Annotated in this window: 16 protein-coding genes; 2 read left to right on the top strand and 14 right to left on the bottom strand. The window is 68.8% G+C overall.

The annotated features are described in order from the left end of the window. Positions 1-21 precede the first annotated feature (21 nt). From ABZ463_RS09720 to ABZ463_RS09765, 10 genes are all read right to left on the bottom strand, one after another. Positions 22-402 (bottom strand): hypothetical protein, encoded by a 381-nt coding sequence (locus ABZ463_RS09720; RefSeq protein WP_362774906.1) that lies wholly within the window; start codon positions 400-402, stop codon positions 22-24. Between the two features lie 32 nt (positions 403-434). After that, a complete protein-coding gene (locus ABZ463_RS09725) occupies positions 435-1,424 on the bottom strand; it encodes a phage tail tube protein (protein WP_362774909.1) in 990 nt (329 codons plus the stop codon). Positions 1,425-1,427: 3 nt separating this feature from the next. Next, positions 1,428-1,679 (bottom strand): hypothetical protein, encoded by a 252-nt coding sequence (locus ABZ463_RS09730; RefSeq protein ID WP_362774912.1) that lies wholly within the window; start codon positions 1,677-1,679, stop codon positions 1,428-1,430. 9 nt (positions 1,680-1,688) lie between these two features. Further along, on the bottom strand, positions 1,689-2,219 hold the full coding sequence (locus ABZ463_RS09735; RefSeq protein ID WP_362774915.1) for a hypothetical protein: 531 nt from the start codon (positions 2,217-2,219) through the stop codon (positions 1,689-1,691). Then, a complete protein-coding gene (locus tag ABZ463_RS09740; RefSeq protein WP_362774918.1) occupies positions 2,216-3,079 on the bottom strand; it encodes a hypothetical protein in 864 nt (287 codons plus the stop codon). The genes ABZ463_RS09735 and ABZ463_RS09740 overlap by 4 nt, the downstream gene beginning before the upstream one ends. After that, positions 3,076-3,345 carry a hypothetical protein gene (locus ABZ463_RS09745; RefSeq protein ID WP_362774921.1) on the bottom strand — a complete coding sequence of 90 codons (270 nt, stop codon included), beginning with the start codon at positions 3,343-3,345 and terminating at the stop codon, positions 3,076-3,078. Before ABZ463_RS09745 ends, ABZ463_RS09740 begins: the two co-directional genes overlap by 4 nt. Positions 3,346-3,347: 2 nt before the next feature. Then, positions 3,348-3,596: a hypothetical protein gene (locus tag ABZ463_RS09750; RefSeq protein WP_362774924.1), complete on the bottom strand. Its 249-nt coding sequence runs from the start codon at positions 3,594-3,596 to the stop codon at positions 3,348-3,350. 70 nt (positions 3,597-3,666) lie between these two features. Beyond that, the gene (locus tag ABZ463_RS09755; protein ID WP_362774927.1) at positions 3,667-5,364 is read right to left on the bottom strand and encodes a hypothetical protein; all 1,698 of its coding nucleotides are present in this window, start codon (positions 5,362-5,364) and stop codon (positions 3,667-3,669) included. Between the two features lie 25 nt (positions 5,365-5,389). Then, positions 5,390-6,361, bottom strand: a complete 972-nt coding sequence (locus ABZ463_RS09760; RefSeq protein WP_362774930.1) for a hypothetical protein — start codon at positions 6,359-6,361, stop codon at positions 5,390-5,392. 8 nt (positions 6,362-6,369) lie between these two features. Continuing rightward, positions 6,370-8,970, bottom strand: coding sequence for a phage minor head protein (locus ABZ463_RS09765; RefSeq protein ID WP_362774933.1), 2,601 nt, complete (start codon positions 8,968-8,970; stop codon positions 6,370-6,372). Positions 8,971-9,003: 33 nt separating this feature from the next. Here ABZ463_RS09765 and ABZ463_RS09770 point away from each other — a divergent pair, with 33 nt between their 5' ends. Further along, the gene (locus ABZ463_RS09770; RefSeq protein ID WP_362774936.1) at positions 9,004-9,711 is read left to right on the top strand and encodes a hypothetical protein; all 708 of its coding nucleotides are present in this window, start codon (positions 9,004-9,006) and stop codon (positions 9,709-9,711) included. Here the strand turns inward: ABZ463_RS09770 and ABZ463_RS09775 are convergent. From ABZ463_RS09775 to ABZ463_RS09785, 3 genes are read right to left on the bottom strand one after another with little or no spacing between them, the layout of a single operon-like run. Further along, a complete protein-coding gene (locus tag ABZ463_RS09775; protein ID WP_362774939.1) occupies positions 9,599-11,146 on the bottom strand; it encodes a hypothetical protein in 1,548 nt (515 codons plus the stop codon). The two genes, ABZ463_RS09770 and ABZ463_RS09775, sit on opposite strands and share 113 nt — an antisense overlap. Then, the gene (locus ABZ463_RS09780) at positions 11,106-11,636 is read right to left on the bottom strand and encodes a hypothetical protein (protein WP_362774942.1); all 531 of its coding nucleotides are present in this window, start codon (positions 11,634-11,636) and stop codon (positions 11,106-11,108) included. Before ABZ463_RS09780 ends, ABZ463_RS09775 begins: the two co-directional genes overlap by 41 nt. A 16-nt stretch (positions 11,637-11,652) precedes the next feature. Then, positions 11,653-11,919 (bottom strand): hypothetical protein, encoded by a 267-nt coding sequence (locus ABZ463_RS09785; RefSeq protein ID WP_362774945.1) that lies wholly within the window; start codon positions 11,917-11,919, stop codon positions 11,653-11,655. A 449-nt stretch (positions 11,920-12,368) separates the two neighbouring features. Here ABZ463_RS09785 and ABZ463_RS09790 point away from each other — a divergent pair, with 449 nt between their 5' ends. Next, positions 12,369-13,355 carry a hypothetical protein gene (locus ABZ463_RS09790; RefSeq protein WP_362774948.1) on the top strand — a complete coding sequence of 329 codons (987 nt, stop codon included), beginning with the start codon at positions 12,369-12,371 and terminating at the stop codon, positions 13,353-13,355. Here the strand turns inward: ABZ463_RS09790 and ABZ463_RS09795 are convergent. Then, positions 13,343-14,089, bottom strand: coding sequence for a hypothetical protein (locus tag ABZ463_RS09795; protein WP_362774951.1), 747 nt, complete (start codon positions 14,087-14,089; stop codon positions 13,343-13,345). The two genes, ABZ463_RS09790 and ABZ463_RS09795, sit on opposite strands and share 13 nt — an antisense overlap. Between the last annotated feature and the right edge of the window lie 529 nt (positions 14,090-14,618).

Below are 14,618 nucleotides of genomic sequence, written 5' to 3' on the forward strand. Positions count from 1 at the left end.
GCGCGTACCGGACGGTCTGGGTCAGTTCTTCGCCGAGGTCGACGGACTGTCCTTCGAGGTGCCAGCGGATTCGGGCGAGGGTTTTGGGTCCGCGCTCTGGTCCTCGCTGAACAGGGCGATGTGCGGCTGGATGGCTTCGACCAGGGCCCGGTAGACGGGGATGGCCAGCCGGTCGAGACTGCCGGACTCCTCCTCGGTGCCGGGCAGGTCGCGCGGCAGGGGCAGGTCGAGGGACCAGGCGGTGATGACCCTGCGCAGCAGGACGTCGTGCATCTCGTCCATGAACCCCACGGTGGTGCGCACGATCGGCAGAGCCTTGTTCAGGGCCTTCATGTCGCCGGAGCGCATGTCGGACGGCTCCAGCAGGTCGGCCCACTGGCCGCCGGGCAGGTCTACGCGCATCAGGATGTGCTCCCTTGGGGATCGAGCGGGGGTCAGTAGGTGGTGACGGCGTTCTGCAGGAGCACCTTGGCCGGGGCCAGGCCGGCGGACGGTCCGGCGTTCGTGGAGTTGGCGATGGCCTGGAACTCGACGTCGTAGACGAAGACGGTTCCCTGGTTGATCTTCGTGGTGCGGTAGCCGACCTTCTGCATGTCGAACTGCACGCTCACCAGGGCGCCGAGGGTCAGCCCGTTGGAGAGAACGAACTGCAGTTGGGGCTGGGTGTTCGCCAGCAGGTCCAGGATCCGCTGCTCGCTCTGGGCGATCTGGGTGAACTTGCCTGTCACGTCCAGCGGGCCGCGGGCGATGACGAACGCCGCCTGGGTGCCGTCGGCCGTGTGGTACGGCGTCACCTCACGGCTGAGCGTGATGGAGAACTCCGAGATGTCCGTCACGAGGGTTCCGGCGGAGGCCGGGCCGCCGATGCCGACCGCGCCCCGCCAGGAGGGGATCGGCGGCACCGTGGACAGGGTGTTCGTCGGCGCCACCCCGGGCACCACGCTGGGCCAGCCGACAGCCTTGGCTTCCCACGTGCACAGCTGCTCGGCGTTCCAGTTCAGCGTCAGCTCCGACAGGCAGCTGTAGGGGTACTGGCGGGCGCCGGAGGTCGTCGGGACGCCGGTCGCGTCGGTCAGGGTGTGGGTGACCGGCTGCCCGTCACCGCTGTTCAGCAGCGAATACGTGTGTGAGTAGGGGGCGGACGCGCCGGTGACGGCGTACCCGCCCAGGATGTTGTGCAGCAGGTAGCCCAAGGCATCACCGAACATCGGCCCGCCCAGGTCCCAGCTCGACATGATCGGGCCGGAGTACTGGCCGTACTGCTTGGCCATGCTGCCGCGCAGCGCCTGGTCATCCAGCTGCGTCACGTCGTCGGACGGGTCGAACTTGTCGACCGGGATCGTGAGCGCGGGCGCGACAGCCGTACCCGGCGTGACCTCCTTGGCGATCCCTACCCATCGCCGTGCACTGGGGAAGACTCCCATGATCTACTCCTTGCCCTTGTCGCTGGTGGTGGCCTTCACGCGCTCCCACGGGCCCGCAGGCGGCACCGGCAGTTTCCGCACCGTCGGCTTGCCGCCCTCCTGCTCGGGCGGCACCACGGTCTCGGTGCCCTCGGCAGGCTGGATCTCGTAGACCTGGCCCGGCTCGGCCACCAGGGTCTGCACCTGGCCGTCCTGACCGATCGCCAGATACGCGGGGTAGGTCGCGGGCGTCTCGCCCGTGTATCGCCAGCTCACGGCGCTCTCCTATGCCTGGATGTAGGTGTCGGCGTCGAACGTCACCGACGCGTAGGTGCGGATGTACTCCGGAGGCGGCGTGTACTCCGGCTGGCCGAGGAAGAACCGGATCCCCGACGTTGACTCTCCGGCCTGCAGCACGGTGCCGCCGAGTGTCCGGTCGGTGTGGATCAGGTCGGCGACGGCCTCCAGGAGCGCGTCGAGGTCGGCCTGGGCGTCCTCGGCCGCCGGGGTGGTGGCCAGGTGGTACAGGTGCAGGGTCACCACGTAGACCCGGTGCTTCCAGCCGCCGGTCGCGCCGCCGAGCGCCACCCGCCGCTCCACGCTGTCGCCCAGGTGGACCACGCCGATCGCGCCCATCGCCCGGCCCGGCTCCAGGCCTGCGGTGTAGTCGGTGTCCGGCACCCGCTTGGCGAAGAACGACCGCAGGGTGGCCAGGCCGTACGGCTGCAGCGGCCCACCTCGGTAGCACCGTTCGACCTGGTCATAGGTGCCGCCGAGGTGCCGGGCGATGCCATCGCGCACCACCGCCCGGCTCACCGCACCCTCCGATACCGCGCGAGCAGCCCGGTGGCCTCGGCGATCAGGTCGGAGGCCCGGGTACGGCGCGACGAGCGATGCGCGGTCGGCCCGAACGGCGCGTCGACGAAGTCATCGCCGCCCGCGGTCGGCTCGCGCAGCAGCAGCGCCGCCGCGCGGCAGATGACCGCCTGGTGGACGTCGGCGGGCAGCGCGGACACGCCCACGCCAGCGCCGTGCGCCGACCGGACGGCGCCCACCAGGCCGACCGTGGTGGACCCGGGCACGTAGCCGGAGGCGACCGTGACGGCCTCCTCGGCACCGGGATCCCACAGGCGCAGCACGTCACCCGGATAGATGCCGGTCGGGTCCGCCACCGTGAGCGACGTCGCCGAGGCGGTCACGTCAGCTGTGAGGACCGTAGAGGTGAACCCGGCCACATAGCCGACCCGGACGTACACCTCCCCGCCGCTGCGGGGCGTGCCGAACTCCAGGCCCGGGAACCCACCAAGGGCTCCGAGTCCGGTGAGGATCTGCACCCGGTCCTCGATCCACACCCCGCTCAGGTCCGTCACGGCGGTGAGATCCGGCGGGGTGCCGTACGCCAGCGCGGTGACGGCGCGCACGGGAGAGTGTGCGGCGTGGACGGACACCCGGCCGTCACGGCCGACGGTGACGCGCAGCTGCTCGGTGTGGGCGTGCGCGGCGAGCGGCTGGTCCACCAGAGAGTCCGCCCAGGCCGACGCGCGCAGCAGCACGTTGGTCAGCTCGGCGTCCTGCGCGGACTCGGCTCCGCCCGGGACGAGATTCTCGGTGTCCAGCCACGTCGGTGACGCCCGGAACTCCGGGGCCATGACGTGTGGCTGGGTGAGCAGGCTCACTGGCCGCCGTCGCCCTTACCGTCGCCCTGGCCCTCGGGCCCCTGCGTGCCGTTCGGATCCGCCGGCGACTGCCCTTCGCCGCCCGCACCGTCAGGATCCTGGACCAGGTCGCTGACCTGCCAAGCACCGTGACGACAGGAGACGACGGTGGCCCCCTCCGGGGTGCCCGCGAGCCCCTCGGGGAAGCAGTCCGTACAGAGCTCGGGCGGCGTCTCCTCGATGCCGGGGACAGGCGGCAGCGGTGCTTTCCTCTTGGCAGGGGGCACGATCACTCCTTTTCGCAGGTCCCGCCGCAGCGGGAGCAGGTGACGAAGAAGCTGCCGAACCCATCGGCAGGGCAGCGGTAGCCGAAGGCGCGCGAGGTGGCCCCGGCCAGGGACGGCAGGAACCCGCCCGCCTGCACGAGAGCGCGGCCGTCGCGGGGGCTCATCTCGTAGATGCCGTCCGTCGCGCGGTAGCGACGGCCGGATAGGCCGTCGACCTCGGTCACGGCCCGTGCGGGCGCGACGACCTTCATCGGACCTCCAGGGATGGGTGAGGCCCCGAGCACGGGGGCGACTCGGGGCCTCACGAACAGGGGGACGGGCTTACTGGAGACCCAGTAGGGCGCCGGACCAGCCGGGCGCGTAGTGCACGAGCGTGCCGAACATGTACGTCGAGGCGTCGTAGGTGAACTGGATGATCGGCCAGTCGACCGCCATGTAGTCCTGCACGTTGACGACCTCGGAGGTCGCTGACACCTCCGACTCGGGCACCGGCAGGTTCCGGGATCGGATCACACTGGCGCCCTTGGGCATGTACGGGTGCACCCCGAGGTCCACCATCTTGCCCGTGACCTGGTTGGCCACCCCGTTGACCACGGCGCCGACGCGGGCGCCGCTCAGCGCGTCGCCCTCGGTCAGCGCGATTCGGTAGGCCGAGCTGGTGGCGTTGAGCTTCAGGTAGTCGCCCAGAGCCCGCCTCGCGTTGCCGTCCAGCCAGATCTCGTCCGGGTCGGCCAGGCGCTTGTCCATGGTGCCGACTGCGTCCGCGCCGTACAGGCGGACGAAGGCGTCCTGGAACGGCTTGTCCCCGAGCGAGTTCGCCGGGGTGGTCGCGTCGAAGATTCGGCCGTTGACCCGCTTCAGGTAGCCCGTCTGCGCCGGGTCGGTGAGTACCGCCAGGAAGCCGTCGTAGCCCTGGCTGTTGCTGGTGGTGTCCGCGGCCGGGAACGCCGCGCCGCCCGCCGCGTACGACGACAGGGTGATGGTGACCGTGCCGCCCGAGGTGAGCGGCGAGAACGTCCCCTGGAAGGTCTCGGATCCGGCCGTGCCCACATACACGTTGTAGGCCAAGGCGCCGGTCGGCTCCGCACCGCCCGTGAACGTGATGACGATGTTCTGGCCCACCGTCACCGACAGGCCGCCCGAGGCGACCGCGGGCAGGGACTCGCCTCCGCCGGCCACGCTGGTGACCTTCACACCGTAGGTGGCGGTCGGGATCGTGGCGCCCGACCCGGAGGCGGCGGCGGTGACGGTGGGGGCGGCGACCGCACCCGCGTAGCCGGAGCCGCCGCGGCCGTACAGGATGGCGCGCTCCTCGGCGCCCATGGTGGCCCACAGTAGCGCCGTCTGGCTCAGGCTGCGGATGTCCTGGAAGCCCTGGCCGGCGAACTGCGCCTTCCAGGTCACCATGTCTGACAGGCCCTGCTCGACGTACTTCACGGACTTCTCGTCCGCCGCGTAGCTGATCTTCGCTCCGCGCCGCAGGCTGATCGGGCCGAACGCCGTGGAGATGGACTGCGAATCCATGAACGCCATCTGGTCGGCCACCCCGCCGGTCCCCGAGTTCGACCAGCCGAGGATCCGCTTGAACTGCCGGGCGGTGCCCTGCCCCTTGCCCCGCGGGATGCTGTTGCGCAGCGGCGTCATCCGCGGCACCAGCAGCTTGGCCGGCGCCTCCAGGTCGTAGGGCACCAGGCCGGACGCCAGCGGCGAGGTCAGCGTCAGGTCCTTGCCGATGTCGCCCATGACGGCCTTGAGCGCGTCCAGGTCGGCCTGCACACTGGCGAGCTGGTCCGTCGACAGGCCCTTGGTGATGGCCTCGACCCGCTCGGCGAGAGCCTGCTGCCGACGTGAACCGTCCACGACGATGCCCTGACCCGGCACGAACGCCGTGTCACCCTGCGCGGCCTTCGAGTGCGAGGCCGACAGCTTGCCCTTGTAGTCCTCGAACCGCTGCGCGATCTGCGTCGGGTCCGAGGTGTCGGAGAACATCTCCGACGGCTGCGGGGGTGCGTACCCCATGGTCATGCTCCTTTGCTGGTGAAGGTCAGTTGCCGCGCTCGGCGTCGACGGCCATCCGCAGGTAGCCCTCCCTGGCGGCAGGGTCTTGCATCTGGTCAGCCATCTGCCGGTAGTGGGCGGCCTTGTCGGCGCTGCCCTGCGGCACGGCGGTGGTGGTGCTCGTGGTCGGCCGGATGACCGGCCCACCCGGGACAGGCTGCTGCTTGACCTTCGCCAGCTCCGCTTCGAGCGTCTTCGCGCGCTCCTCCAGCGGCTTCGTGGCCTCTGCCACAGCGGCCTTCACGAGATCAGCGATCTCGGACTTCGTCGGGCCGGGGGTGGCCGTCTTGTCGGCCTCCGAGCGGGTGGCGGAGCCAGCACCAGCTCCGCCACCCTGACCGGACCCCTCGACCCCTCCGACCCGCCCAGGGGCAGGCAGAGAGCTCTTGACGACCGTCACCAGCTCGCCCACGACCTTGGCCAGGTCCGCGATGGTGACGGTCTCCTCACGCTTCTCGACATCGAGGACGTGGCCCTCGGCGTCGACCGGGGCGAGCTGCCCGGATCCTGCGGCCTTCGTCAGTGCGAGCGTGGCCGTGGGGTTGCACGGCCGATCCACGTAGGAGACCTCGACGATCTCGCCGCCGACGATCCGGCCGCCCGGCGCCGAGGCGTCTTTGACGACCTGCGCGTTCTTGATGCCGACGCTGTAGCCCTTCAGGGCCCCGGCCTCGATCTTCTTCGCCGTGCCGTCGTCGACCACCTTGGACTTCAGCATCCAGTCGTCGCCCTCGGCGGCCAGCTCGATGCCGATCCCAGCCGCGATCGGCTGGTGCATCTCCCGCAGGTTGCCCCACGTCATCCACTTCGGCATGGCGGTCTTCAGCCACGTCGGGTCGCAGATCTGCGCGTCGAAGTCGATGTCGGGGCCGGTGGCCTTGCCGTACACGATGAGGTCGCCGGCGGCATCGCGCTCGGCCTTCGTGACGGTCGCCGCGTAGGCGTGCGTGATGGTCATGATGCTCCTCAGGTCAGCGCCAGTGGCGGGTCAAGGACAGGCTGTGGCGCGCACCGGCACCACGGGTGTTGCGGCGGGGCGAGCACGCCTCCGGGGAACGGCTGGCCGAGCCTCGTCGGGCCCGCGTCCTCGTTGCCCTTGCAGATGACGCAGACGCGCTCGTCGTAGGCGGTGTCCCACTCCACGAACTCGACCCCGGCGGCCCGGTAGCGGTCGAGGCTCGCCGCGGAGACGATCCGGGCGATCTCCGTGGTCGCGATCATCTCCGCCCGGTCCGGTCGCCGCAGCAGCCCGCGGATCCGGTCGGCGAGGTCAGCGGCCGGCCAGCCCTCGGCGACCGCGTCGGCGAGCAGGGCGGCCAGGTCGTTCATCCGGGTCGTGGCGATCGAGCGGATGGTGTCGATCCCAGCGAGGTCGAGCAGGTCCTGCAGCCCCCGGTGACCTGAGTACAGGCGGGCGGCGGCCTCGGCGTCACCGGGCTGCCACGCTCCCCAGTCCACGGGGCTGCTGACCGCCTCACCCCGGGTGAGCGCGGCTTGGGCGGCGGCGGTGCCGATGTGCCAGGCCTCGGTCCACAGACGGCGCAGGAGGCGCCCCAGGGCCTTCATGAGCCGTCCGACGACGCCGAGGTTGTCGAGCCAGCGCCGCGCGTCTCCGGAGCCTGCGGCCTTCTGCCCGCGGGCCTCCAGCCAGGCCGCCGCGAGCTGGTCGGCGTCGACCGCCTCGCCGAGGGCCTGGGCGATCAGCGGGGCGTAGTGCTCGGCCAGGGCCTGGTCACGATCCCACCCCGCCCACGCCGCTTTTGGGCCGGGGCCCGCCGCCTTCCACGTCACCCGGTCGTCGTCGGCCAGGTCAGGCGCCAGGGAGAGGACGACATCGCGCGGCGCCTCGAACGCGAACGTCCGGCCCGGCTCGACGCGCTTGCGCGCCCAGCGGCGGAACTTCGCGACCTCACCGGCCGCCGCGCTGTCCTGCTTCTTGTCCTCACGCTCGCCCTGGTCAGCCCCTGGTTTCTGCCCGAACGGGCCGCTCGGTTGCCCACCCTCGCGGGCCATCCGCTCGGCCGCCAGACGTCCCGCCTCCTGCGTCGCCAGGGAGCCCTCCAGGAACACCATGCCCGTGCCCGTGATGATGGCCGGCTTGTCCGCCTCCGGGATCGCGTAGCGGGGCAAACCCTGACGGTCGCGGTCCTCGTTGAGGGTCATACGGCCCGACTTCACCCGCGCCTCAGAGATCTTGTCCGCGACCTCCTCGTCCTGGTCCTCCAGACCGAGGAACGTGAACTGCAGCTCAGGCGGCATACCGAGGTGGCGGCGGGAGATGCCGGTCAGCAGCGCCTCCAGCCAGCGCGCGGTCGGCAGCACGGACTGACGGTGCTGGACGGCCTCCTGACCCTCCGACCAGCCGGACGAGCCCAGCCCCTTCGCCTCAGAGAAGCCCAGCTCCGGGAGCGTCACTCCGAAGTGCGACGCGACCAGCTTGATGATGTGCAGGTCATAGTCCGGCTTGTACCGCTCGTTACGATCCCCGCCCATGATGGCCTCGACGCCCGGCGGCAACATCCGGTAGCGCGCCCGGTTCGCGCTGACGTCGTCATTGAACGCACGCTCGTACTCACGGAGCTGCGCGGCTGACCACTGCGCGCTCTCCGGCACGGTCAGGAAGGACTCCTCCTGCACGCCCGGGGTGTACTCGTCCCGCATCCAGCCGAGCCGCTTGAGGTACAGGTCCAGGTCCACCAGGGCCTGCTCGACCGGGCTGTAGCCATACGGCGTCCACGTCCTGACGTTGTACCGGCGGTAGACGAGCTGGTCGGCGGGGAAGCCGGGCACTTCGCCGTTCTCGCCCCCGTCGGCCATCCACTCCCCGCGCGGGAATCCGTGGATCACCTGCTGGAACGCCGGGTACGGCGGCAGCGGCCGACCGCCCCGCTCATCGAGCAGGGGCTTGATGGTGGACCCGTCGAGCAGTTCCACGGAGTAGAGGTCGCCGCCGTACGTCAGGCGCGGGTAGATGGCGACCGCGTCGAGCACCAGGTGCTCCTCCAGCAGGGAGGACAGCCAGTCAGCGAGCTCCAGCCCGTTGCCCGGGTCGGGCTGGCACCAGAACGTCACGAGGCGGTCGATCTGCGAACCGAGGCGTTCGCGCAGTGTCCGCTCGGCGTCAGCTCGGGATGTGCCGTCGGCTTGGGCGCCCTCGATGGCGCCTTGGCTGATGGTGATGTCCCACCCGAGGTCGGTGATGCCGCGCTTCCTCACCTGGATGCACTGGCGGATCAGCGGAGCATCGGCCGCGGACCGCAGGGTCGCCCACGGGACCAGGCGCTGGCCGCCGGTCTGTAGGTTCCAGGAGACCGGGTAATCCCACAGCCGAGGCTCCGGTCGGCCGGTGTCCGGTCGTGGCGTGTTGATCGCCGCAGGGATCAGCGGTGTTCCGGGCCCGAACGGCGTCTGGAACCACTCCTCGGGCCGGGCGAGCGGCGCGGCCGTACGGCTGGCGCCCTGCTGGACGAGCGCGGCGACCTGATCGGCGGTGAACGTCACCACCTGGCCCTGCAGCGGCTGACCAGCAGCTTTTGCGATGTAGGGGCGTTTCCGCCGACGACTCACCATGCCCCCTTACATCCCAAACATGGGCACTGCGTGACGAAGAAGGGTAAGTTTCCGTTGGTGCATTTACCTGTCCCGACCCCTGGGCCTATCGTCGCCACCCTGAAGATCACCATTACGCCGGTTCCTGTCCCCACAGTCACGCCGACGATCTACGTCAAGGTTCCCGATGAGGGCCTCGACTTTTGGAAAGACGTCATATTCGGTAACTTCACCGGCGCGTTGCTCGGGGTAGCGGCGTCTGTATGGGTTGCAAGCCATCTGGTTCGGAAAGAGCGTGAAGCTCGCATCGACGAACGGCGTCGCGATCACGGCCAGGCGTTCCTCGCGGCGCTGACTCAGATGGCGAACCATGTCATTCAGCAGGATTGGGACGCGTCGCATGCCGCATATATACAGGTAATCGCTGAAGCTCCACCGCTTATGGCTGGATATGGAAACCAGCAAGATTACTTCCACCAATGGATCGTTGAGCGCCTGAGGAAGCTGTCTACTTTGTGGACTGACCTGAGCAGCGATACGTCCAACAGTGAACCCATGAGAGATCATCTCAATGAGATGATCGCTCTCATCTCTCTCTGGTTGGATGATCCGGAACCGATGAGCAGGCATCGGCCGCCTGATTCGTCTACCGACGTCCCATCAGGTGCTCCAGATAATCGGTGGTGGCGTCGACTGGCACGAAGAATGCCAGTAGAAGTGCGTCTGCGTTATCGGGGCTTCGGCCGAGGCGCTCGATGATGTCCTCCTTCGGCTCCACCTTGATCCGGCCTTTCGGGTCCAGCTCCCACTGTGGTTCGAGGAGTTGGGCGATGGTGGCGTCGGCGTTGTCCATCGTGGACAGGTCCCACTCACGCGCCTCGGACAGCTCTCGGCCGATGCGCCACCAGATCTCGGCGCGCAGGTTCAGGAACCGTTTCGGGTCGCGCGGGGCTTCGCCGACGTTCACGCCATAGATCCGCGCGTTGTGCAGGCCCCTCGCCTGCATGTTGCGCAGCTCGCCGACGACGCCGAACCCGACCCCGTTCGAGTCGACCTTGACCGAGGTGGCGCCGGTCTCCCGGATCGCCTGCAGCACCATCGGCGCGATCACCTCCGGCCGGTCGGTGTGCCCACGCCACTCCCGGCCGGCGACCGGGCCGCGGCGTTCGCGGATGACGGTCTCGTCGGACCCGCCGCCGACGTCGACCCCGAGTTCGACCGGGCATAGCTCGGAGGCGGCGTAGGGCGTCTCCAGGTCGAGACGGCACGTGGCCACGTCGGATGTGCGGACGACCTGCCACTGTGAGTCCTCCGAGAACTCTCCGAGGACCTTGGACTTGTAGAGCGGGTTGTCCTCGCCCCACTCCCGCCGCTTCTCCTCGACCCACTCGGCGCTCACCAGGGCCAAGGCGACCTGTTCAGGGACGTCCTCGCCGGTCAGGTTCGGGGAGTCGAACGCCGAGATGCTGATCTGGTGCCAGCCCGACCCGGGTGTGCACACCCGGCGGAACTCCGACGCGGGGTTGTCGGGGTTGCCGATCGCCAGGATGCGGCAGTCCACGTTCGTCGTCAGCGCGTCCGCGGCGATCCACAGCTGGGGCGGGATGCCGCACGCTTCGTCCAGGATGACCAGGACGTAGCGGGCGTGGATGCCCTGGAACGCCGACTCGTCATGGTCGCTGGGCTTGCGGCCGTACGCGACGATCTCGTCGTCGATGTGCCACTCGGTCTGGTTGACCCGGCCCGGCAGGCCGGCGGCCTTGTGGATACGGCGGATGTAGCGCCACAGGATCGCCCGCACCTGCGCGTACGTCGGCGCCGTGGTTACCACGAAGGCCTCGCCTGGAGGGTGGGTGTCCAGCCACCACCCGGCCGCCAGGGAGGCGGTGTGGGACTTGCCGACGCCGTGCCCGGACCGTACCGCGGTCCGCCGGTGGTCCCGGACGCTCTCCAGGACTTCCCGCTGCTTGGACCAGACGACCTGGCGGAGCCGTCGACGGACCCAGCCGATCGGGTCGTGGGCGAACTTCCTGGTGCGTTCGGCGACCCGTTTCCGGTCGAGGGCGGACTTCAGTAGCCGGTGTGCGGCCCGCAGGCGCCGGGTGTCGCCCGCGCGGACCAGTTCGTCGATGCTGGCCTGGATGCGGGCGACGTCAGGCGTCGGCGTCGTCGGGTTTGTCTTCGCCGAGGTCATCGTCGTCCCCCTCGGTGAGGGCGGCGATCAGGCCCTTGAGGTCCTCACCGAGCTGCTGGGCATCGATGGAGACGCGCTGCGGGCTGTCGAGGCCGAGCAGCCTCGCGCGCCGTTCCTGGATGCGCAGCAGCCGGTCGATCGCCTGAAGGACCGGGGTGTCGTCTTCCAGGGGGGCGCCGCCGCGGCGCAGTCGTACGACCTTGCCCTGGCTGACGACGTAGTGGGTGGCGAGCATGACCCGGCGGGCGAGCTGGGCGAGCTCGTCCAGGCGCAGCAGTTCCAGCTTCCGCACCTCGTCGGCCGGCTCCTGCAGGGTGTCGCGGAGGGCGCGCCGGACGGCGTCGTGGGCTTGGCTTTTGGAGATGCCGAGCTCGGCGCCGATCTGGGCGTAGGTGAGGTTCTGTGCCCGGAGTCGGCAGGCCTCGGCGTCGCGGGCGGCGGTGCGTGAGGAGCGGGTGTAGCGGCCGTTGCCGCCTCGTGCGTCGCTCACCGCTCACCTGCCCGTCTTACTGTGACCTGATCCAGGTGAGGGCGGTGGCCACGTGCACGTCCACGGCGGCCTGCGTGGTGGTCGCGGCGTGGATGGTGGCCGGGGGCGCCATGACCGCCACCCCTGCGACGTAGCCGATCACGATGATGACGAGCTCCGGGTCGAAACCACCGGGACGTCCAGCGAGCTGGACCAGAACCTCATGATGGATCGTTTCACCCGGGTCGGCCTGGTCGGTGATGGCCGAGGCGACCAGGGCGGAGGCGAGTTCGGTCAGGCGCACGGATGTTCCTCTCGTTGAAGTGGTTCGGGCGGGTGCCCTGCCGCAGCGTCAAGGCGCCCGCCCGAGTGTGGGGAGTGTGGGGGCGGTCTGGCCTGCCGAACCCCTCAGAACGGCCAGCCAGACCGCAGGCTCCGCAGCCGTGGTGGGGGCCTGGCGGCGGAGCGGCGCACGCCCGCCAAGGCTGCGCGTCTGGTGGGTTTGTGGGAGGGCGGGCGGCGGGCCTCCTCAGAACCCGCCGCCCTACCCGATCCCCGATCCCCGGTCCCACCCGGAAGCTGTGACGTCTGGGGTGACCGGCCCCGGACGTGCGAAAGGCCCGCACTTGGCGGGCCTTGACTGCGATCAGGGCATGCGTGATCGCACGAGGACAGGGTGCCTGTGGATAACCCTCTCGTCAAGCTCATGCCGAACCGCCTGCACGTTCCTGCCGACCTGGATAAAGTGCCCGGATGGCGAACAAGTCAGGCTTTTGCCTCTCAAGCAACCCCCATCGACTGGTCGAGTCGCCAAGGGAGGAGGAGCCAGCCGGAGGCACGCGAACCTACGACCTTGTAATGCGCCATGTCTGGGAAACGCAGCTGCAGTGCGGAATAAAATTCTCTGCAACCAGGGCTGCCATCTACTATTTTGATTTCTCTGAATATCCTCCCGCGGTTTCTAAGTGGGAAGCAAGGGGATTGAATCCTCTGAATGTTAAGGATGATGAGCGGGATGCGATTCTCGCAAAGAGAATGCAGGTAATGAATGCCTTCTGCCTCTTCCTTCATAATGCACATCTTGTGATCGAGGGCCGATATGTAGCTCCGTCCAGGCCTGGAACATCCGATATTATTCATGTGGATTCTGGAGGTGCTGGCGGGCTGGGGTTGAATGCTATGGCGCGGATCAATGCCTTGAGTGCTGACGGCGACCAGCTTCTTGTAGACCCCGTACCGATCCCGCTTTCTGTAATCCAGCATGCCGTAAAGCTCCTAGACGACACCATGAGTGCCGATCCGAAAGCCGTTGAGCTGGCAGCTCTCATCGGTCGTGCATTGACTTCTTCGGCTGAAAGTGATTTTCCGGCAGCGGTTGTAATGGGGTGGTCTGCCTGTGAATTTTTCATCCACAAGAAGTGGCGTGAATATTACTCAAAATCCATCCAGGGGCGCACGGGGGTTCTGCCTTCTAGTAAGGATAGTGATCTTCTGAGTGGGCGGGATTTCACTGCTTCTATCGTTACTCAGATTCTTAGGGTTGCGAATCTTTTGAGTGAGGGTGAGGTTACTTCGCTCAATCAAGTGCGTAAGCAGCGTAATGACTGGGCGCACAGCATCAAATCCCCAAGGCGAGAAGCTTCGGTCCAGGTTGTCGAACTCGCAGTCCGGCTCTTCGCCGAGGCATATGGAGTCGAGTTCAAGGTCAACGCGAACCCTGTAGACGGCTACGCGTTCTGAACGATCCGCTTGGCCAGCCAGTCCCATTCGTAGACCGGCCAGCACGGATGGCCGTGCCACCACGTACCCACGCTCTTCTGCGGCGGCTCGCACTCGCCCATGCACACGATGACCACGAACTGCTCGCACGCGCCGCAGAACCGCCGGTCAGGCAGGCCATGCCTGCAAGCCCGACCGCCGAGCAGGTCGCGCACCTGCCAGGTACGCGCGCCCCCGGCCGGAGTTTCGGGAGTGACGCCTCGGCACCAGGGGCATTCGACGTCCAGGCGCTGCCCGTCGTACACGAGAGCCAGGGAAGCAGCGACGCGGGCGACCATGCTGCGGGTCTGGTCCAGCGCCCAGGAGACCACCTCGGGATCGTCGAGGCGGTCGAGGTGAGTCTGGGCGGCGGCGATGTAGGGAGCCGGGTCGCTGAACGGGGTGGCCGGCGGCTCGGGGGCTTGCTCGCCGGAGGCCTCCGCCAGGTGGTAGGCGAGGGCGTAGGCGTCGTTCATTAGGTCGTTCAGCAGGTCCAGCACCGGGATACGGACTGGGGCGGGGGAGGCGCCCAAGGCCTCGATGGTGCGTTCCCAACGTTCTTCGTAGGCGGCCTGGTCGCGGGCGGCGAGCTGGGTGGGGGTGAGGGTGGTCTGACGCCAGGGCCGCGCGGTGCCAGGGAGACGGCTCTCGGCGAGGTCCTCCCAGTAGGCGGTGATCCATTTCAGGTCGTCCTTGGCGCGGGTGGCGATGTTCACGGGCGGCTCTCTGTGCTGGTCAGGGTCAGGCGGGCAGGAGGTCGAGGTCGGGCAGGGGGACGGCCTCGTAGTGGATCGTCAGGTGGTGCTCCTATTGGGGTCGGCGGTAGCTGGCGAGGTCGTAGATGGTCGCTCCCCGGCTCTGTGAAGGCCCTGGAGGCGTTCGCGAGAGTGAGGTGTCCTTCGGTGCCTGAGGGGTGCACGTCGCCACGTGAGGCATCATCAGGCGCTCACCGCGCGCCAAGGGGCGGTCGGTTGAGACCCGCCGGGAGCGGAGGGTTCCGGCGACGTCGCGGATGACCGCGGTGTTGCCCTGCTCGCTCGGGTCCGGGTCAACGGCGAACGGGCGGCCGGCCTCGCTGGTGGTCCAGCGGACGGGCTTCCCACAGTGGCGGCAGGGGCGCAGGTCGGCGCGGGAGAACATGGTCACCTCCGTTCCGTTCGGATGGTCAGGGGTTCGGCTGGTCAGCGGACGCGGGTCCGGGTGGCGGGGCAGCGGCTGCACCGTTGGGTGATGACGCGGCCGATG

Origin of the sequence: Streptosporangium sp. NPDC020145 (assembly GCF_040631275.1) — a bacterium.
Classification (GTDB): Bacteria; Actinomycetota; Actinomycetes; order Streptosporangiales; family Streptosporangiaceae; genus Streptosporangium.